Source organism: Streptomyces sp. AC1-42W, assembly GCF_003248355.1.
Lineage (GTDB): Bacteria > Actinomycetota > Actinomycetes > Streptomycetales > Streptomycetaceae > Streptomyces.
On the sequence record NZ_QKWY01000002.1, the window covers coordinates 1,218,034 to 1,243,460 of the forward strand.

The window sequence follows — 25,427 nt, forward strand, 5'->3', positions numbered from 1 at the left end:
TACGTACTGCATCCACCGGGGCGATCCCCCGGACCCCGGCCGGGGAAGCAGACGGCCGTGGGACGAGAAACGCGAGGCGGACTTTTCGTGACCCGGATCGTGATCATCGGCGGCGGACCCGGCGGGTACGAGGCGGCACTGGTGGGCGCCCAGCTGGGCGCGGAGGTGACCGTCGTCGACTGCGACGGTCTCGGCGGCGCGTCCGTCCTCACCGACTGCGTGCCCTCCAAGACCCTGATCGCGACGGCCGAGGTGATGACCACCTTCGACTCCTCGTACGAGGAGCTGGGCATCATCGTCGCGGACGACACCCCGCACATCGAGCAGGCCGCCCGTGTGGTCGGCGTCGATCTGGGGAAGGTCAACCGGCGCGTGAAGCGCCTGGCGCTCGCCCAGTCCCACGACATCACCGCCTCCGTCACCCGGGCCGGCGCCCGGGTGATGCGCGGGCGCGGCCGGCTGGAAGGCCTGCAGGCCGCGGACGGCTCCCGCAAGGTCGTCGTCACGTCGGCGGACGGCACGGAGGAGACCCTCACCGCGGACGCCGTGCTGATCGCGACCGGCGGCCACCCGAGGGAGATCCCCGACGCCCAGCCGGACGGCGAGCGCATCCTCAACTGGACCCAGGTCTACGACCTCGACGAGCTGCCGCAGGAACTCATCGTCGTCGGTTCGGGTGTGACGGGCGCCGAGTTCGCCGGCGCCTACCAGGCCCTCGGCTCGCGCGTCACGCTCGTCTCGTCCCGCGACCGGGTGCTGCCCGGCGAGGACCCCGACGCCGCCGCCGTCCTGGAGGACGTCTTCCGGCGGCGCGGCATGAACGTCATGGCCCGCTCCCGCGCGCAGGCCGCCAAGCGCGTCGGCGACCGGGTCGAGGTGACCCTCGCCGACGGCCGGGTCATCTCCGGCACGCACTGCCTGATGGCCGTCGGCGCCATCCCGAACACCGCGGGCATGGGCCTGGAGGAGGCCGGCGTCCGGCTCAAGGACTCCGGACACATCCGCACCGACAAGGTCTCGCGCACCAGCGCGCCCGGCGTCTACGCGGCCGGTGACGTCACCGGCATCTTCGCCCTCGCCTCGGTCGCCGCCATGCAGGGCCGTATCGCGATGTACCACTTCCTGGGCGACGCGGTGGCCCCGCTGAACCTCAAGACGGTCTCCTCGAACGTCTTCACCGACCCGGAGATCGCCACCGTCGGGTACACCCAGGCCGACATCGACGCAGGCAAGATCGAGGCGCGCGTCGTCAAGCTGCCGCTGCTGCGCAACCCGCGCGCCAAGATGCAGGGCATCCGGGACGGCTTCGTCAAGATCTTCTGCCGCCCCGGCACCGGCATCGTGGTCGGCGGCTGTGTCGTCGCCCCGCGCGCGAGCGAACTGATCCATCCGATCTCGATCGCGGTCGACAACAATCTGACGGTCGAGCAGATCGCGAACGCCTTCACCGTGTACCCGTCCCTGTCGGGATCGATCGCTGAGGTCGCCCGCCAGCTGCACAGCCGCAAGCGCACGGGCGAGGCGTGACGAACGGCGGGACGCCGCCCGCCGGGCGGCACCCCGCCGGAGACCCCCGGAGAACACCCGCTGATCGCCGAGTGACAACCAGATGACTGCGTATACCACTTGGCGACCGGCTGTGTGTACAACTTCTGCTATTCGGCGCAAACTGCTGAAAACTCTCGTCCGGTCACGTTACTGTCAGTTTCGTGTTCGCTGCAGAACGTCGTCAGTTGATCCTCGAAATGGTGCGCGCCAACGGGGCGGTATCGCTCCGTGAGCTCGCCCGCGTCGTCCAGACCTCCGAAGTGACCGTACGGCGGGACGTGCGGGCGCTGGAGGCAGAAGGACTCCTCGACCGCCGGCACGGCGGTGCGGTATTGCCGGGCGGTTTCACGCGGGAGTCCGGCTTTCCGCAGAAATCCCATCTCGCCACCGCGGAGAAGACGGCCATCGCCGAACTGGCCGCCGGCCTCGTCGAGGAGGGCGAGGCCATCGTCGTCGGCGCCGGTACGACCACGCAGGAGCTGGCCCGCCGGCTCGCGCGCGTCCCCGGCCTGACCGTCGTCACCAACTCCCTGCTCGTCGCGCAGGCGCTGGCCCACGCGAACCGGGTGGAGGTGGTGATGACCGGGGGCACCCTGCGCGGGTCCAACTACGCCCTCGTCGGCAGCGGGGCCGAGCAGTCCCTCCAGGGGCTGCGGGTCTCCCGTGCGTTCCTGTCCGGGAGCGGGCTCACCGCCGAGCGCGGGCTCTCCACGTCCAACATGCTCTCCGCGAGCGTGGACCGGGCGCTGGTGCAGGCGGCGGCGGAGGTCGTGGTCCTCGCGGACCACACCAAGCTCGGCTCCGACACGATGTTCCAGACCGTGCCGACCGACCTCATCACCCATCTGGTGACGGACGAGCCCGCCGCGCACGACGACCGTGCGGCGGCGGAGTTGCAGGCCCTGGCGGACCAGGGCGTGCGGATCGCCGTCGCGGGCGGAGGGGCCGCGTCGGCGGCCCCGGCCGCCGGGGACGCGGGCGCGTCGGCGCGGGGTGCGCGGCGCGAGATGCCGCTGCCCGGCCAGCGGCGCACGCAGGGGCAGGGGTTGCGCGGTGTGCCCGGGGCGCCTTCGGCGCCGTTGGGCGAGGTGGAGCGGGACCGGGCGGCGCGGGTCGCGGACCTGCGGCGGCGCTAGCACGGGGGTGCGTCCGGGGGCGTCGCCCCCGGACCCCCGCTCCTCAGCCGCAGTCGCCTGCGGGGTTCGGGGCGCGTAGGCCCGTCAGGGTCAGTTGCAGGAGACGGTCTGCCAGGTCCGGGTCGTCCGGGGACTGTTCCGCTGCCAGCGCGATCGCGTTCGTCAGCTGCATCAGGTCGTCGATCGAGACGTCCGCGCGGACCGTGCCGCTCGACTGGGCGCGGCTCAGCAGCACCGAACCCGCCTCGCGCAGCGGAGTGTTGCACCGGGCCAGGGCCGAACTCTCGTCCCGGCACGTGGACATCAGGGCCTGCGCCAGTCCGCGGTACTCACCCGCATGAGTGACGATCGCACCCAGCCACTCCACCAGCGCGGCGCACGGCCGCTCCGCCCCGGCCAGTTCGCGGGAGCGGGTGATCAGCGCCGTCACCGCCTCCTGGAAGACCGCGCTCATCAGCGCGTGCCGGGTCGGGAAATGCCGGTAGAGCGTGCCGATGCCCACTCCGGCGCGCCGTGCGACGTCCTCCAGGGACGCGTCGGTGCCGTGTTCCGCGAAGGCGGTACGCGCCTCCGCCAGCAGCCGGCCGTAGTTGCGGCGCGCGTCGGCACGCATGGGCCGGGCCGGCGCCCCTGTCGTGCTCATCGCCATGGTGCGGTCCCTCCTGTCTCCCCGGTCTCCAGCATGCCATCGAGCGGAGGGTGGCCGTCCCCGAATGCACCGGTGCCCCGGTCACGTCCGACGACGCGACCGGGGCACCCGGGGACGGGCCCCGCGTCAGTCCTTGATCTCGCAGATGACGGCGCCGGAGGAGATCGAGCTGCCGACCTCGGCGGCCAGACCCTTCACCGTGCCGGAGCGGTGCGCGTTCAGCGGCTGCTCCATCTTCATGGCCTCCAGGACGACGATCAGGTCGCCCTCCTTGACCTCCTGGCCCTCCTCCACGGCGATCTTCACGATCGTGCCCTGCATCGGGGAGGCGAGGGTGTCGCCGGAGACGGCGGAGCCGGACTTCTTGGCCGCGCGGCGCTTGGGCTTGGCGCCCGCCGCGAGGCCGGTACGGGCCAGGCTCATGCCGAGCGAGGAGGGCAGCGAGACCTCCAGGCGCTTGCCGCCGACCTCGACGACCACCGTCTCGCGGCCGGCCTCGTCGTCGGCCTCCGCCTCGGCGGGCGCGGCGAACGGCTTGATCTCGTTGACGAACTCCGTCTCGATCCAGCGGGTGTGGACGTGGAACGGGTCGGCGGTGAACGCCGGGTCCGTCACGACCGCGCGGTGGAACGGGACGGCCGTCGCCATGCCCTCGATGGTGAACTCCGCCAGGGCGCGGGCGGCACGCTGGAGCGCCTGCTCACGCGTCGCACCCGTGACGATCAGCTTCGCCAGCAGCGAGTCCCAGGCGGGGCCGATGACCGAGCCGGACTCCACACCGGCGTCCAGGCGCACGCCCGGACCGGTCGGCGGGTCGAACTTCGTGACGGTGCCGGGGGCCGGCAGGAAGCCCCGGCCGGGGTCCTCGCCGTTGATCCGGAACTCGAAGGAGTGGCCGCGCGAGGCGGGGTCGTCGTAACCCAGCTCCTCGCCGTCGGCGATCCGGAACATCTCGCGGACCAGGTCGATGCCGGAGACCTCCTCGGTCACCGGGTGCTCCACCTGGAGGCGCGTGTTGACCTCCAGGAAGGAGATCGTGCCGTCCATGCCGACCAGGAACTCGACCGTGCCGGCGCCGACGTAGCCGGCCTCCTTGAGGATCGCCTTGGACGCCGCGTACAGCTCGGCGTTCTGCGCGTCGGAGAGGAAGGGGGCCGGGGCCTCCTCGACGAGCTTCTGGTGGCGGCGCTGGAGCGAGCAGTCACGGGTCGAGACGACGACCACGTTGCCGTGGGTGTCGGCCAGGCACTGGGTCTCCACGTGGCGCGGCTTGTCGAGGTAGCGCTCGACGAAGCACTCCCCGCGCCCGAACGCGGCGACCGCCTCGCGGACCGCGGAGTCGTACAGCTCCGGGATCTCCTCCAGCGTGCGGGCGACCTTGAGGCCGCGGCCGCCACCGCCGAAGGCGGCCTTGATCGCGATCGGCAGGCCGTGCTCCTCGGCGAAGGCGACGACCTCCTCGGAGCCCGAGACCGGGTCCGGGGTGCCCGCGACGAGCGGGGCGCCGGCGCGCTGGGCGATGTGGCGGGCGGCGACCTTGTCACCGAGGTCCCGGATCGCCTGCGGCGGCGGGCCGATCCACGTCAGGCCGGCGTCCAGCACGGCCTGGGCGAACTCGGCGTTCTCCGAGAGGAAGCCGTAACCGGGGTGGATCGCGTCCGCCCCGGAGTCCTTCGCGGCCTGAAGCACCTTGGCGATGTCCAGGTAACTGGCCGCCGGGGTGTCACCGCCCAGAGCGAATGCCTCGTCGGCCGCGCGGACATGCAGAGCGTCACGGTCCGGGTCGGCGTAGACGGCCACGCTCCCGATACCGGCGTCCCGGCAGGCCCGAGCAACACGGACAGCAATTTCGCCACGGTTGGCGATGAGCACCTTGCGCACGATGGCTCCCTCCTTGAAACAAGCTGAGTTTAGGGACAACCGACACGGTCCTACGACCCGTCCCCAATGGTGAGCTTGCCCACACGGAGTGTGATTCGAGGCGTGCTCGAGTCGTGAAATCCCTTGTGCCACCACGGTACGCCGGGTTCTGAAACCGCACAGTAGCGACCAGGTGTGGCCCAGGTCTCTATCGGCACGGGCAGCGACTTACGGTGATTCTTTGTGGAGTTCCCACTAAGGGGTGAGCAATTCTTTGCCCGCCGCGCGAAAGCCCGGACGCATAGGGGTGCACCGGGGTTCCGCACGACTCTTGTCGTGGCCATTACTCGTTAGTAAGGTCCGCGCTGTCGGACGTACTGCTGGTAACAGGGGGTGAGCTTCGTGGTGCGCAGACCGGCGGCCTTTCTGGCCGCCCTCGCGCTGGTCGTGGAAGCCGTGGGCATCGCGGTCGTCCACCTGGTCCTGGGCACGGTCGTGAAGAACCAGGAGATGTCCCTGGCCGGTTCCGACCCCGACCTGATGTCCAAGGGCACCTGGGCGCTCGGCGGTGTCTCCGGGCTGTTCCTGCTGCTGTGCGCCGTGCTCCTGCTCCTTGCGGGCGCGCGCGACCGGGCTCCTGGACGTCTCGCCCGTATCGCGCTGATCTGCTGCGCCGTCCTGCACGGGGTCCTCGGCGCGCTGACGGTCGGACTCGTCGGCTGGGCCGCGTTCGCCTGGATGATGGTGATGCTCGGGCTCATCGTGCTCGCGCTGGTGGCGTACGGCCCCCGGACCGCCGCGCCGGACGCCGGATCGGCCGCCGGGGCGAAGACCGGTCCCGGCCCGGAGCCCGAACAGCCGCCCGCACCCGCCCCGGCCTGAACCCGCGGGCGCCCCCGCTCAGGCCCAGAGATCGGTGACCGAGATCCCCAGCTCGCCCAGCAGGTGGCGCAGCAGCGGCAGCGACAGCCCGATGACGTTGCCCGGGTCGCCGTCGATGGACTCCACGAACGGCGCCGACCGCCCGTCCAGGGTGAACGCGCCCGCCACGTGCAGCGGTTCGCCGGAGGCCACGTAGGCGGCGATCTCCGCGTCGCTCGGCTCGCCGAAGCGGACCGTGGTGGACGCCGTCCGCGACACCGTCCGGCCGGTCGCGGTGTCCGTCAGGCTGTGCCCCGTGCGCAGCACCCCGGCGCGCCCGCGCATCGACTTCCAGCGGGCGACGGCCTCCTCGGCGTCGGCGGGCTTGCCGAGCGCCTCGCCGTCCAGCTCCAGCACCGAGTCGCAGCCGATGACCAAAGCGCCGGCGGCCTCGGGAAGGGCGGCGACGACGGCCGCCTTGGCCTCGGCGAGCACCAGGGCGAGCCCGGCGGGGGTGGCGGCGGTCAGGGCGTCCTCGTCGACGCCGCTGACGATGACCTCCGGCCGGAAGCCCGCCTGGCGCAGCAGGCCGAGGCGGGCGGGGGAGGCGGAGGCGAGGACGAGGCGGCGGGGTGCGGTCATGGCCGCCATCGTACGGAGACGGCCGGACGCGGGGGCGCCGGACCCGGCGAGGCCGGTCGCGGTCTCAGCGCGTACCCAGCACGAACATGGCGACGACCATCGCCAGCGCCAGCAGCAGACCGGCTCGGCGCATCATGTCCACCGCGTCGCGGAGTTCCTTGGGGGGCTTGTTCTCGGGGTCGGACCAGAGCATGACGCGATCCTCGCGGGCGGGCGTCGGGCGGCGCCTGAGTACGCGTACTCAACCACCGCCCCACGCGTCACCAGCGGCTATGCGGGCCAGTACGTACGGGCCCAGGCGCGCGGGCCCGGCAGCGGGCGGACGCGCCGGGCCAGCCGGCTCGGGTGCGACCAGCCGGCGGGCGGCTGGGGTGGGCCGGACGACACGGCGGACGCGGCCGCCGCCCGGGCCCGGACCACCGCGAGCGCGGCGGCCAGCTCCTCCGGGGTCGGGTTGCCCCGTACGACCTTGATCATGGCCAGGACCCTTTCTGGAGGGGATGTTTTCTAGAGGGGGATGTTGCCGTGCTTCTTGGGCGGCAGCGCCTCGCGCTTGGTACGGAGCTGGCGCAGCCCCTTCACGATGTGGGCCCGGGTGTCGGACGGCATGATCACCGCGTCCACGTACCCGCGCTCGGCGGCCACGTACGGGTTCAGCAGCGCGTCCTCGTAGTCCGCGATCAGCTCCGCGCGCGTCGCCTCCTGATCCTCGGCGGCGGCGATCGTACGGCGGTGCAGGATGTTGACCGCGCCCTGCGCGCCCATGACGGCGATCTGCGCGGTCGGCCAGGCGAGGTTGATGTCGGCGCCCAGGTGCTTGGAGCCCATCACGTCGTACGCGCCGCCGAACGCCTTGCGCGTGATCACCGTGATCAGCGGGACGGTCGCCTCCGCGTACGCGAAGATCAGCTTGGCGCCGCGCCGGATGATGCCGCCGTACTCCTGGTCGACGCCCGGCAGGAAGCCCGGCACGTCCACGAAGGTCAGCACCGGCACGTTGAACGCGTCGCAGGTGCGGACGAAACGGGCCGCCTTCTCACTGGCGTTGATGTCCAGACAGCCGGCGAACTGCATCGGCTGGTTGGCGACGACGCCCACGGGGTAGCCCTCGACGCGGCCGAACCCGGTGATGATGTTCGGCGCGAACAGGGCCTGGGTCTCCAGGAACTCGCCGTCGTCCAGCACGTGCTCGATCGCGGTGTGCATGTCGTACGGCTGGTTCGCCGAGTCCGGGATGAGGGCGTCCAGCTCGCGGTCCTCGTCGGTGACCGCCAGGTCCGCCTCCTCCGGGAAGGCCGGGGCCTCGGAGAGGTTGTTCGACGGCAGGTAGGACAGCAGCGACTTGACGTACTCGATGGCGTCCTTCTCGTCGCCCGCCATGTGGTGCGCCACCCCGGAGGTGGTGTTGTGCGTACGGGCGCCGCCCAGTTCCTCGAAGCCGACGTCCTCGCCGGTCACCGTCTTGATGACGTCGGGCCCCGTGATGAACATGTGCGACGTCCGGTCGACCATCACCGTGAAGTCCGTGATCGCGGGGGAGTACACCGCGCCGCCCGCGCACGGGCCGACGATCAGCGAGATCTGCGGGACCACACCCGAGGCGTGCACATTGCGCCGGAAGATCTCCGCGAAGAGCCCCAGCGCCGCCACGCCCTCCTGGATGCGGGCGCCGCCGCCGTCGTTGATGCCGATGACCGGGCAGCCGGTCTTCAGCGCGAAGTCCATCACCTTGACGATCTTCTCACCGTAGACCTCGCCCAGCGAGCCGCCGAAGATCGTGAAGTCCTGCGAGTACACGCAGACGGGACGGCCGTCCACCGTGCCGTAGCCGGTGACGACGCCGTCCCCGTACGGCCGGTTCTTCTCGATGCCGAAGTTCGTCGACCGGTGCCGGGCGAACTCGTCGAGCTCCACGAAGGAACCCTCGTCGAGCAGCAGGCCGACGCGCTCGCGCGCCGTCAGCTTGCCCTTGGCGTGCTGCTTCTCCACCGCGCGCGCCGATCCCGCGTGGGTGGCCTCGCCGATGCGGCGCTGGAGGTCCGCGAGCTTGCCCGCGGTCGTGTGGAGGTCGATCTCTTCCGGCTCGGACATCGGGTGGCGGCTCCCTGCCTGGTCACGGGGACGACTGTGCCGCTGATCCGCTGGGGAACGCCCCGCCGACCAACAGCTACTGAGCCGTAGCGTATCGGCGCGGATACCGTTCGGCAGTGCGTCGTTTGACACACCTAGGGTGGCTTGCATGACACCTTCGGATGCGCCACGGAGCCGTTGGTCGGACCTGGACCGGCCACCCCTCAACGTCCCCGCCCTGCGCCGCGGACTGCTGCGGGAGGGCTCGCTGTGGACCGCCCTCGACGTGGTCGACTCCACCGGCTCCACCAACACCGACCTCGCCGCCCGCGCGGCCGGGCTCGCCGAGGGCACGGTCCTCGTCGCCGAGGAGCAGACCGCCGGACGCGGCCGCCTGGAGCGCAGCTGGACCGCCCCGGCCCGCTCCGGCCTGTTCTTCTCCGTGTACCTGACCCCGAAGGGCGTACCGCCCGAACGGTGGGGCTGGCTGCCGCTGCTCACCGGCGTCGCCGCCGCCACCGGGCTGGCCCGCGCCGCGGGCGTGGACATGGCGCTGAAGTGGCCCAACGACCTGCTGGTCACGGTCGGGGGCGAGGAGCGCAAGACCGGCGGCATCCTCGCCGAGCGCGCCGGTGACGGCGTCGTCATCGGCATCGGCCTCAACGTCTCGCTGCGCGCCGACGAACTGCCTGCCCCCACCGCCGCGTCCCTCGCCCTGGCCGGCGCGGTCTCCACCGACCGCGAGACGCTGCTGCGCGGCGTCCTGCGCTCCCTGGAGCACTGGTACGGGCGCTGGCGCGACGCGAACGGCGACCCGCGCGCGAGCGGGGTGCAGGAGGCGTACGCGGCGGGCTGCGCGACCCTCGGCAAGGCGGTACGGGCCCAGCTCCCCGGCGACCGGGTGCTCACCGGCGAGGCGGTGGCCGTGGACGGCGACGGGCGGCTGGTCCTGGCCACCGGGGACGGGCTGCGCGAGCCGGTCTCGGCGGGCGACATCGTGCACCTGCGGGGAGCCGGGGGCGGCCTGACCTGAGCGGGTCCGGGGGTCCGGCCCTGGGGTGGTCACGTGACCGCCTCCGGCCCCGGACCTGCCCGTGCGGACGTGAGGTAGGGCACACCTGCCGTATCGTTGAGGTGATCCACCGACGGACAGATCGGCAGGGCAGTGCGCAGGGAACGGGCAGGAGGCGGCTGGTGACCGTCGACGACACGACCTCCGGCGATGGTGCGCAGCATTCGTCGGACCCCTCGGTGCACACCACCCCGCACCACGAAGTCGACCACACGGCCGAACCGACCGACGATCCCCTGGCGATCCGGCTGGAACAGCTGATCCTGGGCGCCGACCGGCGGTACACGCCCTTCCAGGCGGCCCGCACGGCCGGCGTCTCGATGGACCTGGCCTCCCGCTTCTGGCGGGCCATGGGCTTCGCGGACATCGGGCAGGCCAAGGCGCTCACCGAGGCGGACGTGCTGGCCCTGCGGCGGCTCTCCGGTCTCGTCGAGGCGGGGCTGCTCAGCGAGCCGATGGCGATCCAGGTGGCCCGCTCGACCGGGCAGACCACCGCCCGGCTGGCCGAATGGCAGATCGATTCCTTCCTGGAGGGCCTGACCGAGCCCCCCGAGCCCGGCATGACCCGCACCGAGGTCACCTACCCGCTGGTCGAACTGCTCCTGCCCGAGCTGGAGGAGTTCCTGGTGTACGTGTGGCGGCGCCAGCTCGCCGCCGCCACCGGCCGGGTCGTGCAGGCGGCGGACGACGAGGAGATGGTCGACCGGCGCCTGGCCGTCGGCTTCGCGGACCTCGTCGGCTTCACCCGGCTCACCCGCCGGCTGGAGGAGGAGGAGCTCGGCGAGCTGGTCGAGTCCTTCGAGACCACCTGCGCCGACCTCGTCGCCGCGCACGGCGGCCGGCTGATCAAGACCCTCGGCGACGAGGTCCTGTTCGCCGCCGACGACGCGGGCACCGCGGCCGAGATCGCGCTGCGGCTCATCGAGGCGATGACCGCCGACGAGACCATGCCCGCGCTGCGGGTCGGCATCGCCTTCGGCACGGTCACCACCCGGATGGGCGACGTCTTCGGCACCACGGTGAACCTCGCCAGCCGGCTGACCTCGATAGCCCCGAAGGACGCGGTCCTGGTCGACGGGGCGTTCGCCGAGGAGCTGACGCGTACCGGGGACGCCCCGGTCTCGGAGGCGCGGGCCGCCGAGGAGGCCGCGGCGGCGGCCGAGCGCGCCGCGAAGGAGGGCCCGGACGCGGAACCGGCCCCGGTGCCGAAGTACCGCTACGGGCTCCAGCCGATGTGGCAGCGCCCGGTGCGCGGCCTCGGCGTGGTCGAACCCTGGCTACTGGCCCGCCGCGGCACGTCCTGACCCGTCCCGGCCGCTTCCCGACCCGTCCCGGACCCCGTCCCCGACCCGTTTCGGACACCCTTTCGGGGCTGAGCCCTAGGATTCCTGCGGTAACGCTCGTTAACCGACAGGGGTGCAAGCATGACCGTCACGTCCGAGCAGCGGTACGGGGAGTTCGTCGTCGTGCGGGTCCACGAGGGCCTGGAGCACGTCGCCGAGCTGGTTCTCGACCGGCCGAAGGCCATGAACGCGGTGTCCACGGACATGGCCCGCTCGATCGCCGCCGCCTGCGACGCGCTCGCCGCCGACCGGGACGTACGGGTGACCGTGCTGACCTCCAGCCATGAACGGGCCTTCTGCGTGGGCGCCGACCTCAAGGAGCGCAACTCCTTCACCGACGCCGACCTGGTGCGCCAGCGGCCCACCGCGCGCGCCGCCTACACCGGGGTGCTGGAGCTGCCGATGCCGACGATCGCCGCGGTGCACGGCTTCGCGCTCGGCGGCGGCTTCGAGCTGGCGCTGTCCTGCGATCTGATCGTCGCCGACGCGACCGCCGTGGTGGGGCTGCCCGAGGTCTCCGTCGGCGTCATTCCGGGCGGCGGCGGCACCCAGCTGCTGCCCCGCCGGGTCGGTGCCGCCCGCGCCGCCGAGCTGATCTTCGCCGCCCGCCGGGTGGAGGCCGCCGAGGCGCGGGAGCTGGGCCTGGTGGACGAGCTGGTGGCGGTCGGCGAGGACCGGGCCGAGGCGCTGGCCCTGGCCGGCCGGATCGCGGGCAACTCGCCGGTGGGGCTGCGGGCGGCCAAGCGGGCGCTGCGGCTCGGGTACGGGCTCGACCTGCGGGCCGGCCTGGAGGTCGAGGACTCCGCGTGGCGGTCGGTGGCCTTCTCCGGGGACCGGGCGGAGGGCGTGGCCGCGTTCAACGAGAAGCGGAAGCCGAACTGGCTCGGGGAGTGACCCCGGGTGCCCGTCCGTAGCGGAAATGGTCACCCTCCGGAGTCGTCGGGTGATCACTTCGTGCATACCGCCCTAAACTGGCACAATGGGTGGTGACGACGCGCGGCTGCGGGCCGTGGTTTCGCTGGCGCAGACGATGGCCGCGGCGCACACCCCCCGGGGGTGCTGGCGAGCGGCGGCCCTGGGGGCCTGCGAGGCGCTGGGCGGCAGCTTCGCCGCGCTCTCGGTCTGGGAGCGCGGCCGGGGCAGGCTCAGGGTGCTGGTCAACGCGGGCGAGCGGGCCGACGGCGAGGAGGAGTTCCCCGACGAGGAGGTCTACCCCGTCCACCGGTTCCCGGAGATCACCGAGTTCCTGCACGAGCGGTGGGCCGGGGGCGGCGAGCCGGACGCCTGGGTGGAGACCGCGGCGGGACCGGAGCCCGGCGACGGCGGCGCGCACGGGTACGGGCCCGGCTACTGCCACCAGCGCGTGGCGGCCCTGCGCCGGCGCGGCCGGGGCTGCTGCGTGGTCGCGCCGATCGTGCTGCACGGGCGGGCCTGGGGCGAGCTGTACGTGGCGCGGCCGGTGGGCGCGCCGGTGTTCGGCCGGGCGGACGCCGACTTCGCGACGGTGCTGGCCGCGGTGGTGGCCGCCGGGCTCGCCCAGACCGAGCGCCTCGAAGAGGTCCGCAAGCTCGCGTTCACCGATCCGCTGACCGGGCTGGCCAACCGCAGGGCCGTGGACCTGCGGCTGGACGAGGCGCTGGAGCGGCACCGGGCGGACGGCGCGGTGGTCAGCCTGGTGGTGTGCGACCTGAACGGGCTGAAGCGGGTCAACGACACCCACGGCCATGCGGTCGGCGACCGGCTGCTGGAACGATTCGGCTCAGTGCTCTCCCGGTGCGGGGCCATACTGCCCGGCGCGCTGGCGGCCCGGCTCGGCGGCGACGAGTTCTGCCTGCTGGCCGCCGGACCGGAGGCGGACGAGGTGGTCGCCGTCGCCACCGAACTGTGCGAGCGCGCGGCCGGACTCGAACTCGGCAACGGGGTCGCCTGCGGGATGGCGTCCACCGGCGACCCCATCGGCCCCGACGTCTCGGCCCGGCGGCTGTTCCGGCTGGCGGACGCGGCCCAGTACCGGGCGAAGGCGGCCCGCTCCGCCCGCCCGGTGGTGGCGGGGCGCGACGGGGAGGTCATCCGGCTCGCCGACTCGCCGCCGAAGCCCCCGCACGACCGCCGCAGGCTGCGCGGCAGCCACCCCGAGGCATGACGTCCGGGCCGGCGTCCGGCGTAACCCGGGCCGGCTTCCCGCGTAATCCGGGCCGGTTTCCGGCGTAAGGGGCCGACCCGCCGACCACTGGTGACATGAAGGGTTTCAGTCCGTACGCTGCTGAATATGGATATGCACACAGTCGTGCTGGGGACGTCCGGCACCACCGCCCGGGACGTCGTCGCCGTGGCCCGCGGCAACGCCCGTGTCGAGCTCTCCGGCGACGCGGTGGAGGCCCTGGCCGCCGCCCGCGAGATCGTGGACGCGCTCGCCGCCAAGCCCGAGCCGGTCTACGGCGTCTCCACCGGTTTCGGCGCCCTGGCCACCCGCCACATCAGCCCGGACCTGCGCGCCCGGCTCCAGCGCAACATCGTCCGCTCGCACGCCGCCGGCATGGGCCCGCGCGTCGAGCGCGAGGTCGTGCGGGCGCTGATGTTCCTGCGGCTGAAGACGGTCGCCTCCGGCCACACCGGCGTACGGCCCGAGGTCGCGCAGACCATGGCCGACGTCCTCAACGCCGGGATCACGCCCGTCGTCCACGAGTACGGCTCGCTCGGCTGCTCCGGCGACCTGGCGCCCCTGTCGCACTGCGCGCTGACGCTGATGGGCGAGGGCGACGCGGAGGGCCCGGACGGCACCGTACGCCCCGCCGGGGAACTCCTCGCCGCCCACGGCATCACCCCGGTCGAGCTGCGCGAGAAGGAGGGCCTGGCCCTCCTCAACGGCACCGACGGCATGCTCGGCATGCTGATCATGGCCCTCGCCGACCTGCGGGCGCTCTACACCTCCGCCGACATCACCGCGGCCCTCAGCCTGGAGGCCCTGCTCGGCACCGACCGGGTCCTCGCCCCCGAGCTGCACGCCATCCGCCCGCACCCCGGCCAGGGCGCCAGCGCCGACAACATGCTGCGGGTCCTCGCGGGCTCGGGGCTCACCGGTCACCACCAGGACGACGCGCCGCGCGTCCAGGACGCCTACTCGGTGCGCTGCGCACCGCAGGTCAACGGGGCGGGCCGGGACACCCTCGCGTACGCCGCGACCGTCGCCGACCGCGAGCTGGCCGCAGCCGTGGACAACCCGGTGGTCCTTCCGGACGGGCGGGTGGAGTCCAACGGGAACTTCCACGGGGCGCCCGTCGCGTACGTCCTGGACTTCCTGGCCATCGCCGCCGCCGACCTCGGCTCGATCACCGAGCGCCGCACCGACCGGCTGCTCGACAAGAACCGCTCGCACGGGCTGCCGCCCTTCCTGGCCGACGACGCGGGCGTGGACTCCGGCCTGATGATCGCCCAGTACACCCAGGCAGCCCTCGTCAGCGAGATGAAGCGGCTCGCCGTTCCGGCCTCCGCCGACTCCATCCCGTCCTCCGCGATGCAGGAGGACCACGTCTCCATGGGCTGGTCGGCCGCGCGCAAGCTGCGCACCGCCGTGGACAACCTCGCCCGGATCGTCGCCGTCGAGCTGTACGCCGCCACCCGCGCCGTCGAGCTGCGCGCCCAGCAGGGCCTCACCCCGGCCCCGGCCACCCGCGCCGCCATCGAGGCGCTGCGCGCGGCGGGCGTGGAGGGCCCCGGACCGGACCGCTTCCTGGCGCCGGACCTGGCCGCCACCGACGCCTTCGTACGGGCGGGCGGGCTGATCGCCGCCGTGGAGCCGGTCACCGGTCCGCTGGCCTGACCGTCACAGGGCGGGGCGCGGGCCCGTCCGGCGCGCGGAGTACGCCACCAGGCCGGCGCCCATGCCCAGGAAGGCCGTGCCGCCGAGCAGATACGGCGTGGAGTCCGGGCCCCCGCCCGTCTCGGCGAGCGCGGCGGACCCCGGGACGTCACCGCTCGCCGCGGCACCGCCGGCCGCGCCGGAGGCGGCGCCCGTATCGTCCGAGGCGTTGGCCGAGGGGACGAACCACAGGGCGCACAGCAGCGCCCCGGCGGTGATGGCGGTCAGGAGCGGGCGGCGGGCGATGGCCACGGAATCGGTCCCCCTTGCGTCGACCGGGAATACGGATCGCCGCCGATGCTAGTGAGTACCGGGGGGCGCGCGGAAGGCGTGGAGGGAGCGTTCGGGAAGCCGGCCGGGCGTCCCGCACAATGGGAGGGAGGCCGACGGCTGCGGTGCCGCCGAACGGCGGGCCGGAGCTGCGGGAAAAAGGCCCCGCCGCCCCCGGCGGGCCGGAGCGCGGACCGGCGCCGATCCCTGCCGCGGACGCGGGAACCACCGCCCCCGGTACGGCGTCGATGAGTGGTGTTCCCCACACATTCGACGCACGTGGAACGGGAATCCCGTACAAGGGGTTCTTGGAACATTGACGGGGATTCGCCGCTGGGCGGCCTTGTCCGGGGTTTTCGGGGAATTCGGCAACGATGGAGAAGCGTGTGATGAGGGACAGCAAGCGGCGCAAGGGCCTGGTGGCCGCGTCCGCACTGCTCGGCGGCGTACTGGTGCTCTCGGCCTGTAACGACGACGGCGGCAGCGGCGACACGGGCGGTCCCAGCCCCGCGAGCTCGAAGTCCCAGGCGGCCGACGTGGACAAGGCGGCGGCCGAGGAGACCTCCGAGGCGCAGATAGCCATCTCGCCCAAGAACGGCGCGACCAACGCGAGCATCAACAACGCCGCCAAGGTCACCGTCACCAAGGGCAAGCTGACGTCCGTCGTCATGACCACCAAGGACGGGAAGAGCGTCCGGGGCACCATGGCCGCGGACGGCACCAGCTGGCAGCCCGACGGCCAGCTGGAGCGCTCGACCACGTACCGGATCAGCGCCACGGCCAAGGACGCCAAGAACCGCGAGGCGCACGAGAACTCCTCCTTCACCACCGTCTCGCCCGCCAACAGCTTCATCGGGAACTTCACCCCCGAGGACGGCTCCACGGTCGGCGTCGGCATGCCGGTCTCGATCAACTTCAACAAGCCGATCACCGACACCAAGGCCGTCCAGAACGGCATCCAGGTGACCTCCAGCAGCGGCCAGGAAGTCGTCGGCCACTGGTTCAACTCCCAGCGCCTCGACCTGCGCCCCCAGGAGTACTGGCAGGCCGGCTCCACGGTCACGCTGAAGCTGTCCCTGGACGGCGTCGAGGGCGCGGACGGCGTCTACGGAGTCCAGCAGAAGACGGTCACCTTCAAGGTCGGCCGCAGCCAGGTCTCCACCGTGGACGCCAAGACCCACATGATGACCGTCACCCGCGACGGCAAGACCATCAAGACGATCCCGATCTCCGCGGGCTCGCCCGAGAACCCCACGTACAACGGCCAGATGGTGATCTCCGAGAAGTACAAGGAGACCCGGATGAACGGCGCCACCGTCGGCTTCACGGACGACGACGGCAAGGGCGAGTACGACATCAAGGACGTGCCGCACGCCATGCGGCTGTCCACGTCGGGCACCTTCATCCACGGCAACTACTGGGGCAAGGGCATCTTCGGCAAGGCCAACACCAGCCACGGCTGCGTGGGCCTCGCCGACGTCAAGGGCGCCGGTGACGCCAACCAGCCCGGCGCCTGGTTCTACAACAACTCGCTGATCGGTGACGTCGTCATCGTCAAGAACTCCCCGGACAAGACGATCCAGCCCTCCAACGGCCTCAACGGCTGGAACATGAGCTGGGCCGAGTGGACGGCGGGCTCCGCCGCCTGACCGGCCGGCGCGCCGCGCCCCCCCCACCCCGTACGCCGAAGGCGGCGGCACCACGACCGGTGCCGCCGCCTTCGGCGTACACGCGCGCCCCGCCCACCGCCGCCCCGGCCATGACCTCACGGGTAATCGACGCCCCCGGCGCCCCCCGGCAGCATGGAACCCATCAGCCGAACGGACCGCCGTACGAACCGGAGGGCACGCCATGACCGCCTACGCCATCGCGCATCTGTACCCCCAGTACCCCCAGGGCCGCCCCGACGCCGAGGTCATCGACTACATCGACCGCATCCAGCCGACCATGGACCCCTACGGCGGCCGGTTCCTCGTCCACAACAGCCCGGTCGAGGTGATCGAGGGCGAGTGGCCCGGCGGGGTCGTCGTCCTCCGCTTCCCCGGTATGGCCGAGGCGCGTGCCTGGTACGGCTCACCGGCCTACCAGGAGCTGGTCCCGCTGCGGACCCGGAGCATGGCCGGTGACGTGGTGTTCGTCGAGGGCGTGGCGCCGGACTACGACCCCTCCGCGACGGCCGCCGCGCTGCGGGCGGCGGCGGCCGGGGTCACCCCGGTGGAGTAGCGCGCGGGGGCGCTCGCCGCCGTCCGGGACCTCACAGTCGAGGCCGGGCGACTGTGAGGTTCACCACTTCGGGGGGTTCGCCGGCAGGGCACCAACCCGGCCAATCATGCCCGGATACGGCCTCGCACAAGGCCGTTGGCCGGGTCGGAGGCATCCGCACGCGGGATCACCATGTGGATGGCAGGGGCCGGAGGGCCGACCCACTGGGAGAATCGATACGCCACGACGGTCCTGTACGCCGCAGTCGCGAGACGGTAAGCGCGATGTTCCGGCGACGCCCTCAATGGGGAGGGGGGACCTGGCGCCCCTCGGGACGGGGGCGCCCCGCGTATGAGACGACCCATGGAAGGTCTTGATCAGATGTCGGTCACCCCTGACTCCGCCACCTCCCACACCGCCGAGCACCGCATCATCGAGCCGCTGTACGCCGAGATCCTCCGCCGCAACCAGGGCGAGAAGGAGTTCCACCAGGCGGTCCGGGAGGTCCTGGAGACCCTCGGCCCGGTGCTGGCCCAGCGGCCGGAGTTCGTGGACGCCCGGATCATCGAGCGCATATGCGAGCCGGAGCGCCAGCTCATCTTCCGGGTGCCGTGGGCGGACGACTCGGGCGACATCCACGTCAACCGCGGCTTCCGCGTCGAGTTCTCCAGCTCGCTCGGCCCCTACAAGGGCGGGCTGCGCTTCCACCCCTCGGTCAACCTCGGCATCGTGAAGTTCCTCGGCTTCGAGCAGATCTTCAAGAACGCCCTCACCGGCATGCCCATCGGCGGCGGCAAGGGCGGCGCGGACTTCGACCCGAAGGGCCGCTCGGACGCCGAGATCATGCGGTTCTGCCAGTCCTTCATGACCGAGCTGCACCGCCACCTCGGCGAGTACACCGACGTCCCCGCCGGTGACATCGGGGTCGGCGGCCGCGAGATCGGCTATCTCTTCGGCCAGTACAAGCGGATCACCAACCGCTACGAGTCCGGCGTCCTCACCGGCAAGGGCCTCGGCTGGGGCGGCGCCCTCGTCCGCACCGAGGCGACCGGCTACGGCTGCGTCATGTTCACCGAGGAGATGCTCCGCAGCCGCGGCGAGTCCCTCGACGGCCAGCGCATCGCCGTCTCCGGCTCCGGCAACGTGGCGATCTACGCCATCGAGAAGGCCCAGCAGCTCGGCGCGACCGTCGTCACCGCCTCCGACTCCGGCGGCTACGTCGTCGACGACAAGGGCATCGACCTCGACCTGCTCAAGGAGATCAAGGAGCAGCGCCGCGGCCGCATCTCCGAGTACGCCGAGCGGCGCGGCGCCCACGTGAAGTACGTCGAGGGCGCCGGCGTCTGGAACGTCCCCGTGGACGTGGCGCTGCCCTGCGCCACCCAGAACGAGCTGCACGAGGCCGACGCGCTCACCCTGGTGCGCAACGGCGTCAAGGCCGTCGCCGAGGGCGCCAACATGCCCACCACCCCCGAGGCCGTCCGCGTCTTCCAGGACGCCGGAGTGGCCTTCGCGCCCGGCAAGGCGGCCAACGCGGGCGGCGTGGCCACCAGCGCCCTGGAGATGCAGCAGAACGCCTCGCGCGACTCGTGGACCTTCGCCCACACCGAGCAGCGCCTGGCGGAGATCATGCGCCACATCCACAACTCCTGCTTCACCACCGCGGAGAAGTACGGCAGCCCCGGCAACTACGTCGTCGGCGCCAACATCGCCGGCTTCGAGCTGGTCGCGGACGCGATGCTGGCCCAGGGCCTGATCTGACCGGGTCGCACGACGCGCACAACGGCCGGGAGAGCGCCTCTCCCGGCCGTTGCGCCGTTCTTCCACGCGGTACGGCGGTCAGCCCTCGGCGCGGGTCACGCCCACCGGGCAGGACACGCCCGTGCCGCCGATGCCGCAGTAGCCGGCCGGGTTCTTGTCCAGGTACTGCTGGTGGCCCGGCTCGGCGGGCCAGAACGTACGCCCCTCGGCCGGCAGGATCTCCGTGGTGATCTCGCCGTGCCCGGCGGCCGTGAGCACCCGCTGGTACGCCTCGCGGGAGGCCGCCGCGGCCGCCGCCTGCTCGGGGGAGTGGGTGTAGAGGGCGGAACGGTACTGCGTACCGACGTCGTTGCCCTGGCGGAAGCCCTGGGTCGGGTCGTGCGACTCCCAGAACAGCTTCAGCAGCTCGCCGTAGGAGACGACGGACGGGTCGAACACGACCCGGACCGCCTCCGTGTGCCCGGTCAGGCCCGAGCAGACCTCCTCGTACGCGGGATTCTCCGTGTAGCCGCCCTGGTAGCCGGCGAGCGTCGTCCAGACGCCGTCCGTCTGCCAGAACTTGCGCTCGGCGCCCCAGAAACAGCCCAGCGCGAAGTCCGCGACCGCCAGCCCCTCGGGGTAGGGGCCGAGCAGCGGGTTGCCGAGCACGGTGTGCCGGGACGGCACGGTGAACTCGGGGACGGGACGGCCGCGCAGGGCCTCCTCGCGGGTGGGGAGCTGCGGGGTGCGGCGGTGCGGGAACATGCGGGGGCTCCTCCTGGGTCGGCGTGCTGTCCGTACAACGCGCCGGGCGCGCCGCGGATTCCGGCGCCTCGGGTCAGGGCCTGTCCTCGCCCCGCTCGGCGGCGTCCACGTAGGCGGCGGCGCGCTTGCGGGCCTTGAACCAGAAGTAGAGGCCGAGGCCGATCAGAACCAGCGGTATCAGGCGTGCCACGGTGCATCTGTCCTTGCTGTGGAGTGCGGGACGGCGGGAAGTGCGGGACGGCGGGGAGTGCGGGACGGCGGGGAGTGCGGGACGAGGGGAGTGCGGGACGGGGCTCCACCGTCGCACAGACGCCGCCGATCCGGGAGGGCCCCGGCCGCCGGACACCCCCTAGCGCGGCAGCGTCGCCGGGCTGCCGCCGTTCGCCTCGTAGCCCGCGACCGCCAGCGCCCGGTACACCGTGTACTCGGCGGCCGGGTCCTCGCTCGCCGTCCACGGCAGCGCGCCGACATAGCCGTCGATGTGCACCACCTGGTGCACCGCCTCCGCCCAGCGCTCCATCCGCACCAGGAACAGCACCAGCAGATGGCGCACCTGCGCGAGCATCGGGTCGTCCGGCCGCGCCGCGTGCACCGCGAACATCGCGCCCTCCACGGCCCGCGTCACCACCTGGCTCTCGTAGAAGCCGCGCACCAGATTCACCTCGGGCAGATGCTCGTAGACCGCGAACAGCGGCAGCGCGGCCAGCAGCGAACCCTGCGGGGCGCGGGCCGCGGCGGCCGTCGCGAAGTGGTCCGCGTCCTCGCGCGAACCGTGCCACCGCTCGCTCCAGAAGTGCAGCGCCGCGATGTGCGCGCCCATGTGCGCCGGCGCCCGGTCGATGATCTTCGCCCAGAGCCGGTCGAACTCCTCGGCCCGGTAGCCCAGTCCGCGGGCCACCGCCAGCTCCGTGATGTACGGCACCGGGTCGCCGGGCGACAGCAGGGCCGCCTCGCCGATCACCGTACGGGCCTCGTCCAGGAGAATCCGGAAGTCGTCCGTACCCGCCGTGGACGAGCGCCACGCCTGCTGCACCAGGAACTCCGCGTGCACCGCCGCCGCGCCCGCGTCCTTCGGCGCCTCGGCCCGCCACTTGCGCAGCCACGCCCCGCCGGCGCCCGGCCGCGCCAGCAGCTCCAGCGACGCCGCCCCGGCGAACGCCTGGACCCGCTGCCGGCGCAGCTCGCCCTCCTTCGGCGTCCCGGCCAGCAGCTGGGACGCGGCCCGCCACTCCTGCGTCCCCTGCACGACCTCCAGCACGTCGATCAGGTCCCGGTCCGGGCCCGGCGTCCGCACGTCCAGCTCCTCCTGGCGCGCGAAGCCGTAGTCCTGCGGATCGGCGGCGTCGGGCGAGCCGGGAGCGGCCAGCCGGATGCCGCCCCCGCGCCGGCGCATCACATAGGGGCCGAGGACGGCGGCCAGCAGGCACAGCGCGAGCAGGAACAACAGAATCTCCATACCCCCATTGTCCCCGGACGGCAGGGTGGACCGTCAGCCCCCTCGTGAGGAACTACGCTCGCTCCATGAGCGACCAGCACAGCTTCGAAACCCGTGCGATCCACGCGGGGAACACCGCCGACCCCCTCACCGGCGCGGTTGTTCCGCCCATCTACCAGGTGTCCACGTACAAGCAGGACGGCGTGGGCGGGCTGCGCGGCGGCTACGAGTACAGCCGCAGCGCCAACCCGACCCGTACCGCCCTGGAGGAGAACCTCGCCGCCCTGGAGGGCGGCCGGCGCGGACTCGCCTTCGCCTCCGGCCTCGCCGCCGAGGACTGCCTGCTCCGTACGCTGCTGACCCCCGGCGACCACGTGGTCATCCCGAACGACGCCTACGGCGGCACCTTCCGGCTGTTCTCGAAGGTCGCGGCCCGCTGGGGCGTCGAGTTCTCCGTCGCCGACACCTCCGACGTGGCGGCGGTCCGGGCCGCGATCACCCCGCGCACCAAGGCGGTCTGGGTGGAGACCCCGTCCAACCCGCTGCTCGGCATCACCGACATCGAGGCCGTCGCCCAGGTCGCCCGCACCGCGGGGGTCCGCCTCGTCGTCGACAACACCTTCGCCAGCCCCTACCTCCAGCAGCCCCTGGCGCTCGGCGCCGACGTCGTGGTGCACTCCACCACCAAGTACATGGGCGGCCACTCCGACGTCGTCGGCGGCGCGCTGATCACCGACGACCAGGACCTGGCCGACGAGCTGGTGTTCCACCAGAACGCCATGGGCGCGGTCGCCGGGCCCTTCGACGCCTGGCTGGTGCTGCGCGGCATCAAGACGCTCGCCGTCCGCATGGACCGCCACAGCGAGAACGCCACCAAGGTCGCCGAGCTGCTGACCCGGCACCCCAAGGTCACCCAGGTCCTCTACCCCGGCCTGCCCGAGCACCGGGGCCACGAGATCGCGGCCAAGCAGATGCGCGCCTTCGGCGGCATGGTGTCCTTCCGCGTCGAGGGCGGCGAGCAGGCGGCCGTCGAGGTCTGCGACCGGGCGAAGCTGTTCACCCTGGGCGAGTCCCTGGGCGGCGTCGAATCGCTCCTGGAGCACCCCGGCCGCATGACGCACGCCTCGGCGGCCGGCTCCCCGCTGGAGGTCCCGGCCGACCTGGTCCGCCTCTCCGTGGGCATCGAGAACGCCGACGACCTGCTCGCCGACCTCACCCAGGCGCTCGGCTGAGCCACCAGGAGGGGCCGGTCCGCGCCGGCCCCTTCACCAGCCCGCCGGCGTCGTCGTCGCGGGCGGCGCCTCCCACGGCCGGGCCACCAGCGCCCACACCGTGAACGCCGCCACCCCGGCGACCAGCAGCAGCAGGCCCAGCCGGCGCAGCAGCCTCCGGCGCCGCAGCAGCCGGCCGCCCCGCCGGGCAGCCCGCGCCGCCAGCTCGGCGGGCACCTGCGGACGCGGGCCCTCCAGCATCCGCCGCACCTGCTCCTCGCGGCGCCCGGCGCCGCTCACGGCGCGGCCCCCGGGAGCCGGCCGGCCCCCCGGCGCGGGGCCGGGTTCCGGGTGCCGCACATCGTGGCCACCGAGCGGTTGCAGACGGCGCGCACCCGGTCCCGCCCGAGCCCGAGCAGGGCCGCCGTCTGCTCCTCCGGCACCCCCTCGTACAGCCGCAGCACCAGGACGAGGCGCTCCTGCGGGGTCAGCCGGTCCAGCAGGCCGCCGCGCGGGCGATGGTGGCGCCACGCCGCACGGGCGAACCGGGCCGCCAGATCCTGCCGGGTGCGGTTGTACGGGTCCTCCCCGCGCAGCCGCTCCCAGTCGGCGAACGTCCGGGCCAGCGAGGCCGTCAGCAGGCGCCGGGCACGCGGATTGGCGCCCGGCCCGTCCGCAGGTTCGGCCGTCAGCAGCGTGGCCGTGTGCAGCAGACGGCCGGCCGCGCCCGCGACGAACGCATCGAAGCCGTGGGCGCGGCTGCGCTCCCGGCCCGCCTGGAACTCCCGCACCCGCTCATCCGAACGCGCGCCGGGCTCCCGGTCAACCCCCGGCGCCCGGCGGCCCTTCAGCCCGCCTGCGTCGTCTGGTGCGCCGCCTGACGGGCGGCCAGCGCGCCGTTGAACCGGGTGAGCAGCGCGCAGAAGGTGTCCCGCTCCTCCTCGGTCCAGCCGTCCGTCACCTGCGACATCAACTCCCGCCGCGAACTGCGGACCTCGTCGAGCCGGGCCTGGCCGCGCGGCGAGAGCTGGAGCACGACCGCCCGGCCGTCCTCCGGATGCGAAGTCCGCTTCACCAGACCGGTGTCCACCAGCGGCGCCACCTGCCGGGTCACCGTCGAGGAGTCGATCCCCATCCCGGCCGCCAGCGCCTTGACGCCCATCGGCCCTTCCAGGTCCAGCCGGTTCAGCAGCAGATACGCCGCCCGGTCCATGGAGTTGCGCACCTGGCCCACCCCGCCGAGCCGGGTCTGCTCGGCGCGGCGGGCGAAGACCGCCACCTGGTGCTGGAGTGTGTCGAGGACGTGCTCGGGACCCGGATTTTCCGGGGCGGCGCCCCGGGAAGGAGACGAGACAGTCGTCATGTCCTGTGGGGGCATGGCCGGGGGCTCTCTTCGTATGTGACGGATGGGTGGGGGACAGAGTACGCGGCCACGGGGCAACGTGTACCAGTGCTGCACAAACCTGCGGACTTCGGCGCAGGGCGCCCGGTCGAGCGGCGGCCGGGGCCCCCGGGAGCTGCAAGACTTGCGGTATGAACTTCCCGTCGCCCGGCAGCTTTCCCCCGGTGATCCTCGACGACGTACGGGGTGCGCAGAAGATGCTCTCCGGGGTCTCCAGGGTCACGCCGCTGGAGGGCAGCCGTCATCTGTCCGGTCTGGTGGGCGCGCCCGTCCTGTTCAAGTGCGAGAACCTTCAGCGGACGGGCTCGTTCAAACTGCGCGGCGCCTACGTACGCATCTCCGGGCTCACCCCGGTCGAACGCGCCGCGGGCGTCGTCGCCGCGAGCGCCGGGAACCACGCGCAGGGCGTCGCGCTCGCCTCCGCGCTCCTGGGCGTACGCGCCACGGTCTTCATGCCGGTCGGGGCGCCGCTGCCGAAGGTCGCCGCCACCCGCGAGTACGGGGCGCGGGTGCGCCTGCACGGCACCGTCGTGGACGAGACCCTGGCCGCCGCCCAGGAGTACGCGCGCGAGACCGGGGCCGTGTTCATCCACCCCTTCGACCACGCCGACATCATCGCCGGACAGGGCACCGTCGGCCTGGAGATCCTGGACCAGTGCCCCGAGGTCCGCACCATCGTCGTCGGGGTCGGCGGCGGCGGGCTCGCGGCCGGGATCGCCGTCGCGGTCAAGGCGGTCCGGCCCGACGTGCGGATCGTCGGTGTACAGGCGGCCGGCGCCGCCTGCTACCCGCCCTCGCTGGCGGCCGACCGCCCCGTCTCCATCGGCTCCCTCCAGACCATGGCGGACGGCATCAAGGTCGGCCGCCCCGGCGACGTGCCGTTCGGCCTGGTCCGGGACCTGGTGGACGAGGTCCGCACGGTCTCCGAGGACCAGCTCTCCAGCGCCCTGCTGCTCTGCCTGGAGCGGGCCAAGATGGTCGTCGAACCCGCCGGGGCCAGCCCGGTCGCCGCCCTGCTCGCGGACCCGAAGGCGTTCCACGGACCCGTCGTCGCGCTGCTCTCCGGCGGCAATGTGGACCCGCTGCTGATGCAGCGCATCCTCACCCACGGCATGGCGGCGGCCGGCCGCTACCTCAGCCTGCGGCTGCGCCTCACGGACCGGCCGGGCGCGCTCGCCACGCTGCTGGGCGTGCTGTCGGTGGCCGACGCCAACGTCCTGGACGTGGGCCACGCCCGTACCGAACCCCGGCTCGGCCTCACCGAGGCGGAGGTGGAGCTGCACCTGGAGACCAAGGGCCCCGAGCACTGCGAGGACGTGAAGGCGGCGCTGCGGGACGCCGGGTACCGGGTGATGGGCTGAA

At 72.9% G+C, this 25,427-nt stretch carries 25 protein-coding genes; 13 read left to right on the forward strand and 12 right to left on the reverse strand.

What is annotated here, in order from left to right; translation table 11 throughout:
• The first annotated feature begins 87 nt into the window (after positions 1-87).
• Both DNK56_RS23445 and DNK56_RS23450 read left to right on the forward strand, forming a co-directional pair.
• On the forward strand, positions 88-1,527 hold the full coding sequence (locus DNK56_RS23445) for an NAD(P)H-quinone dehydrogenase (protein WP_111337830.1): 1,440 nt from the start codon (positions 88-90) through the stop codon (positions 1,525-1,527).
• Positions 1,528-1,745: 218 nt separating this feature from the next.
• Complete coding sequence (locus DNK56_RS23450; protein WP_241990170.1) at positions 1,746-2,684, forward strand: DeoR/GlpR family DNA-binding transcription regulator; 939 nt, start codon at positions 1,746-1,748, stop codon at positions 2,682-2,684.
• Positions 2,685-2,727: 43 nt separating this feature from the next.
• On the opposite strand, the gene DNK56_RS23455 is transcribed toward DNK56_RS23450, so the two are convergent.
• Both DNK56_RS23455 and DNK56_RS23460 read right to left on the reverse strand, forming a co-directional pair.
• Positions 2,728-3,333: a TetR/AcrR family transcriptional regulator gene (locus tag DNK56_RS23455; RefSeq protein WP_111337832.1), complete on the reverse strand. Its 606-nt coding sequence runs from the start codon at positions 3,331-3,333 to the stop codon at positions 2,728-2,730.
• A 126-nt stretch (positions 3,334-3,459) separates the two neighbouring features.
• On the reverse strand, positions 3,460-5,214 hold the full coding sequence (locus DNK56_RS23460; protein ID WP_111337833.1) for an acetyl/propionyl/methylcrotonyl-CoA carboxylase subunit alpha: 1,755 nt from the start codon (positions 5,212-5,214) through the stop codon (positions 3,460-3,462).
• Between the two features lie 372 nt (positions 5,215-5,586).
• Between DNK56_RS23460 and DNK56_RS23465 the strand changes: the two genes are divergently transcribed.
• Positions 5,587-6,075 (forward strand): hypothetical protein, encoded by a 489-nt coding sequence (locus DNK56_RS23465; protein ID WP_111337834.1) that lies wholly within the window; start codon positions 5,587-5,589, stop codon positions 6,073-6,075.
• A gap of 18 nt (positions 6,076-6,093) precedes the next feature.
• On the opposite strand, the gene DNK56_RS23470 is transcribed toward DNK56_RS23465, so the two are convergent.
• The 4 genes from DNK56_RS23470 to DNK56_RS23480 form a co-directional block, all read right to left on the reverse strand.
• Complete coding sequence (locus DNK56_RS23470; protein WP_111337835.1) at positions 6,094-6,705, reverse strand: Maf family protein; 612 nt, start codon at positions 6,703-6,705, stop codon at positions 6,094-6,096.
• A 55-nt stretch (positions 6,706-6,760) separates the two neighbouring features.
• The gene (mmpB, locus tag DNK56_RS36505; protein WP_274543556.1) at positions 6,761-6,889 is read right to left on the reverse strand and encodes a morphogenic membrane protein MmpB; all 129 of its coding nucleotides are present in this window, start codon (positions 6,887-6,889) and stop codon (positions 6,761-6,763) included.
• Positions 6,890-6,966: 77 nt separating this feature from the next.
• Positions 6,967-7,173, reverse strand: coding sequence for an acyl-CoA carboxylase epsilon subunit (locus tag DNK56_RS23475; RefSeq protein WP_111337836.1), 207 nt, complete (start codon positions 7,171-7,173; stop codon positions 6,967-6,969).
• 30 nt (positions 7,174-7,203) lie between these two features.
• Entirely contained in the window at positions 7,204-8,787 is a 1,584-nt protein-coding gene (locus tag DNK56_RS23480; protein ID WP_111337837.1) for an acyl-CoA carboxylase subunit beta, read from the reverse strand.
• 148 nt (positions 8,788-8,935) lie between these two features.
• Between DNK56_RS23480 and DNK56_RS23485 the strand changes: the two genes are divergently transcribed.
• From DNK56_RS23485 to hutH, 5 genes are all read left to right on the forward strand, one after another.
• Positions 8,936-9,799, forward strand: a complete 864-nt coding sequence (locus DNK56_RS23485) for a biotin--[acetyl-CoA-carboxylase] ligase (protein WP_111337838.1) — start codon at positions 8,936-8,938, stop codon at positions 9,797-9,799.
• Between the two features lie 161 nt (positions 9,800-9,960).
• Entirely contained in the window at positions 9,961-11,142 is a 1,182-nt protein-coding gene (locus DNK56_RS23490; RefSeq protein ID WP_111337839.1) for an adenylate/guanylate cyclase domain-containing protein, read from the forward strand.
• 120 nt (positions 11,143-11,262) lie between these two features.
• Positions 11,263-12,075: an enoyl-CoA hydratase/isomerase family protein gene (locus DNK56_RS23495; RefSeq protein WP_111337840.1), complete on the forward strand. Its 813-nt coding sequence runs from the start codon at positions 11,263-11,265 to the stop codon at positions 12,073-12,075.
• An 85-nt stretch (positions 12,076-12,160) separates the two neighbouring features.
• The gene (locus DNK56_RS23500) at positions 12,161-13,324 is read left to right on the forward strand and encodes a GGDEF domain-containing protein (protein WP_111337841.1); all 1,164 of its coding nucleotides are present in this window, start codon (positions 12,161-12,163) and stop codon (positions 13,322-13,324) included.
• Between the two features lie 126 nt (positions 13,325-13,450).
• Positions 13,451-15,001, forward strand: a complete 1,551-nt coding sequence (gene hutH / locus DNK56_RS23505; protein ID WP_111337842.1) for a histidine ammonia-lyase — start codon at positions 13,451-13,453, stop codon at positions 14,999-15,001.
• 3 nt (positions 15,002-15,004) lie between these two features.
• On the opposite strand, the gene DNK56_RS23510 is transcribed toward hutH, so the two are convergent.
• A complete protein-coding gene (locus DNK56_RS23510; RefSeq protein WP_111337843.1) occupies positions 15,005-15,292 on the reverse strand; it encodes a hypothetical protein in 288 nt (95 codons plus the stop codon).
• 392 nt (positions 15,293-15,684) lie between these two features.
• On the opposite strand from DNK56_RS23510, the gene DNK56_RS23515 reads away from it, so the two are divergent.
• From DNK56_RS23515 to gdhA, 3 genes are all read left to right on the forward strand, one after another.
• Positions 15,685-16,959: a L,D-transpeptidase gene (locus DNK56_RS23515; protein WP_111337844.1), complete on the forward strand. Its 1,275-nt coding sequence runs from the start codon at positions 15,685-15,687 to the stop codon at positions 16,957-16,959.
• A gap of 202 nt (positions 16,960-17,161) precedes the next feature.
• On the forward strand, positions 17,162-17,533 hold the full coding sequence (locus tag DNK56_RS23525) for a DUF1330 domain-containing protein (RefSeq protein ID WP_111337845.1): 372 nt from the start codon (positions 17,162-17,164) through the stop codon (positions 17,531-17,533).
• Positions 17,534-17,893: 360 nt separating this feature from the next.
• Positions 17,894-19,273 carry an NADP-specific glutamate dehydrogenase gene (gene gdhA, locus DNK56_RS23530; RefSeq protein ID WP_111337846.1) on the forward strand — a complete coding sequence of 460 codons (1,380 nt, stop codon included), beginning with the start codon at positions 17,894-17,896 and terminating at the stop codon, positions 19,271-19,273.
• A 78-nt stretch (positions 19,274-19,351) separates the two neighbouring features.
• Here the strand turns inward: gdhA and msrA are convergent, their stop codons facing one another.
• Positions 19,352-20,017, reverse strand: a complete 666-nt coding sequence (gene msrA / locus DNK56_RS23535) for a peptide-methionine (S)-S-oxide reductase MsrA (RefSeq protein WP_111337847.1) — start codon at positions 20,015-20,017, stop codon at positions 19,352-19,354.
• A gap of 349 nt (positions 20,018-20,366) precedes the next feature.
• Positions 20,367-21,473, reverse strand: coding sequence for a hypothetical protein (locus tag DNK56_RS23540; protein ID WP_111337848.1), 1,107 nt, complete (start codon positions 21,471-21,473; stop codon positions 20,367-20,369).
• Positions 21,474-21,538: 65 nt separating this feature from the next.
• Between DNK56_RS23540 and DNK56_RS23545 the strand changes: the two genes are divergently transcribed.
• Positions 21,539-22,684 carry a cystathionine gamma-synthase gene (locus tag DNK56_RS23545; RefSeq protein ID WP_111337849.1) on the forward strand — a complete coding sequence of 382 codons (1,146 nt, stop codon included), beginning with the start codon at positions 21,539-21,541 and terminating at the stop codon, positions 22,682-22,684.
• A 33-nt stretch (positions 22,685-22,717) separates the two neighbouring features.
• Here DNK56_RS23545 and DNK56_RS23550 read toward each other — a convergent pair whose 3' ends face one another.
• Genes DNK56_RS23550 through DNK56_RS23560 form a run of 3 tightly spaced genes read right to left on the reverse strand, consistent with a single transcriptional unit; the run spans position 22,718 to position 24,041 of the window.
• Entirely contained in the window at positions 22,718-22,963 is a 246-nt protein-coding gene (locus DNK56_RS23550) for a hypothetical protein (RefSeq protein ID WP_111339514.1), read from the reverse strand.
• Positions 22,960-23,454, reverse strand: a complete 495-nt coding sequence (locus DNK56_RS23555) for a sigma factor-like helix-turn-helix DNA-binding protein (RefSeq protein ID WP_111337850.1) — start codon at positions 23,452-23,454, stop codon at positions 22,960-22,962. Before DNK56_RS23555 ends, DNK56_RS23550 begins: the two co-directional genes overlap by 4 nt.
• 56 nt (positions 23,455-23,510) lie before the next feature.
• The gene (locus DNK56_RS23560; protein WP_111337851.1) at positions 23,511-24,041 is read right to left on the reverse strand and encodes a MarR family winged helix-turn-helix transcriptional regulator; all 531 of its coding nucleotides are present in this window, start codon (positions 24,039-24,041) and stop codon (positions 23,511-23,513) included.
• A 155-nt stretch (positions 24,042-24,196) separates the two neighbouring features.
• Between DNK56_RS23560 and ilvA the strand changes: the two genes are divergently transcribed.
• Positions 24,197-25,426 carry a threonine ammonia-lyase gene (gene ilvA, locus DNK56_RS23565; protein ID WP_111337852.1) on the forward strand — a complete coding sequence of 410 codons (1,230 nt, stop codon included), beginning with the start codon at positions 24,197-24,199 and terminating at the stop codon, positions 25,424-25,426.
• Position 25,427: the final 1 nt, after the last annotated feature.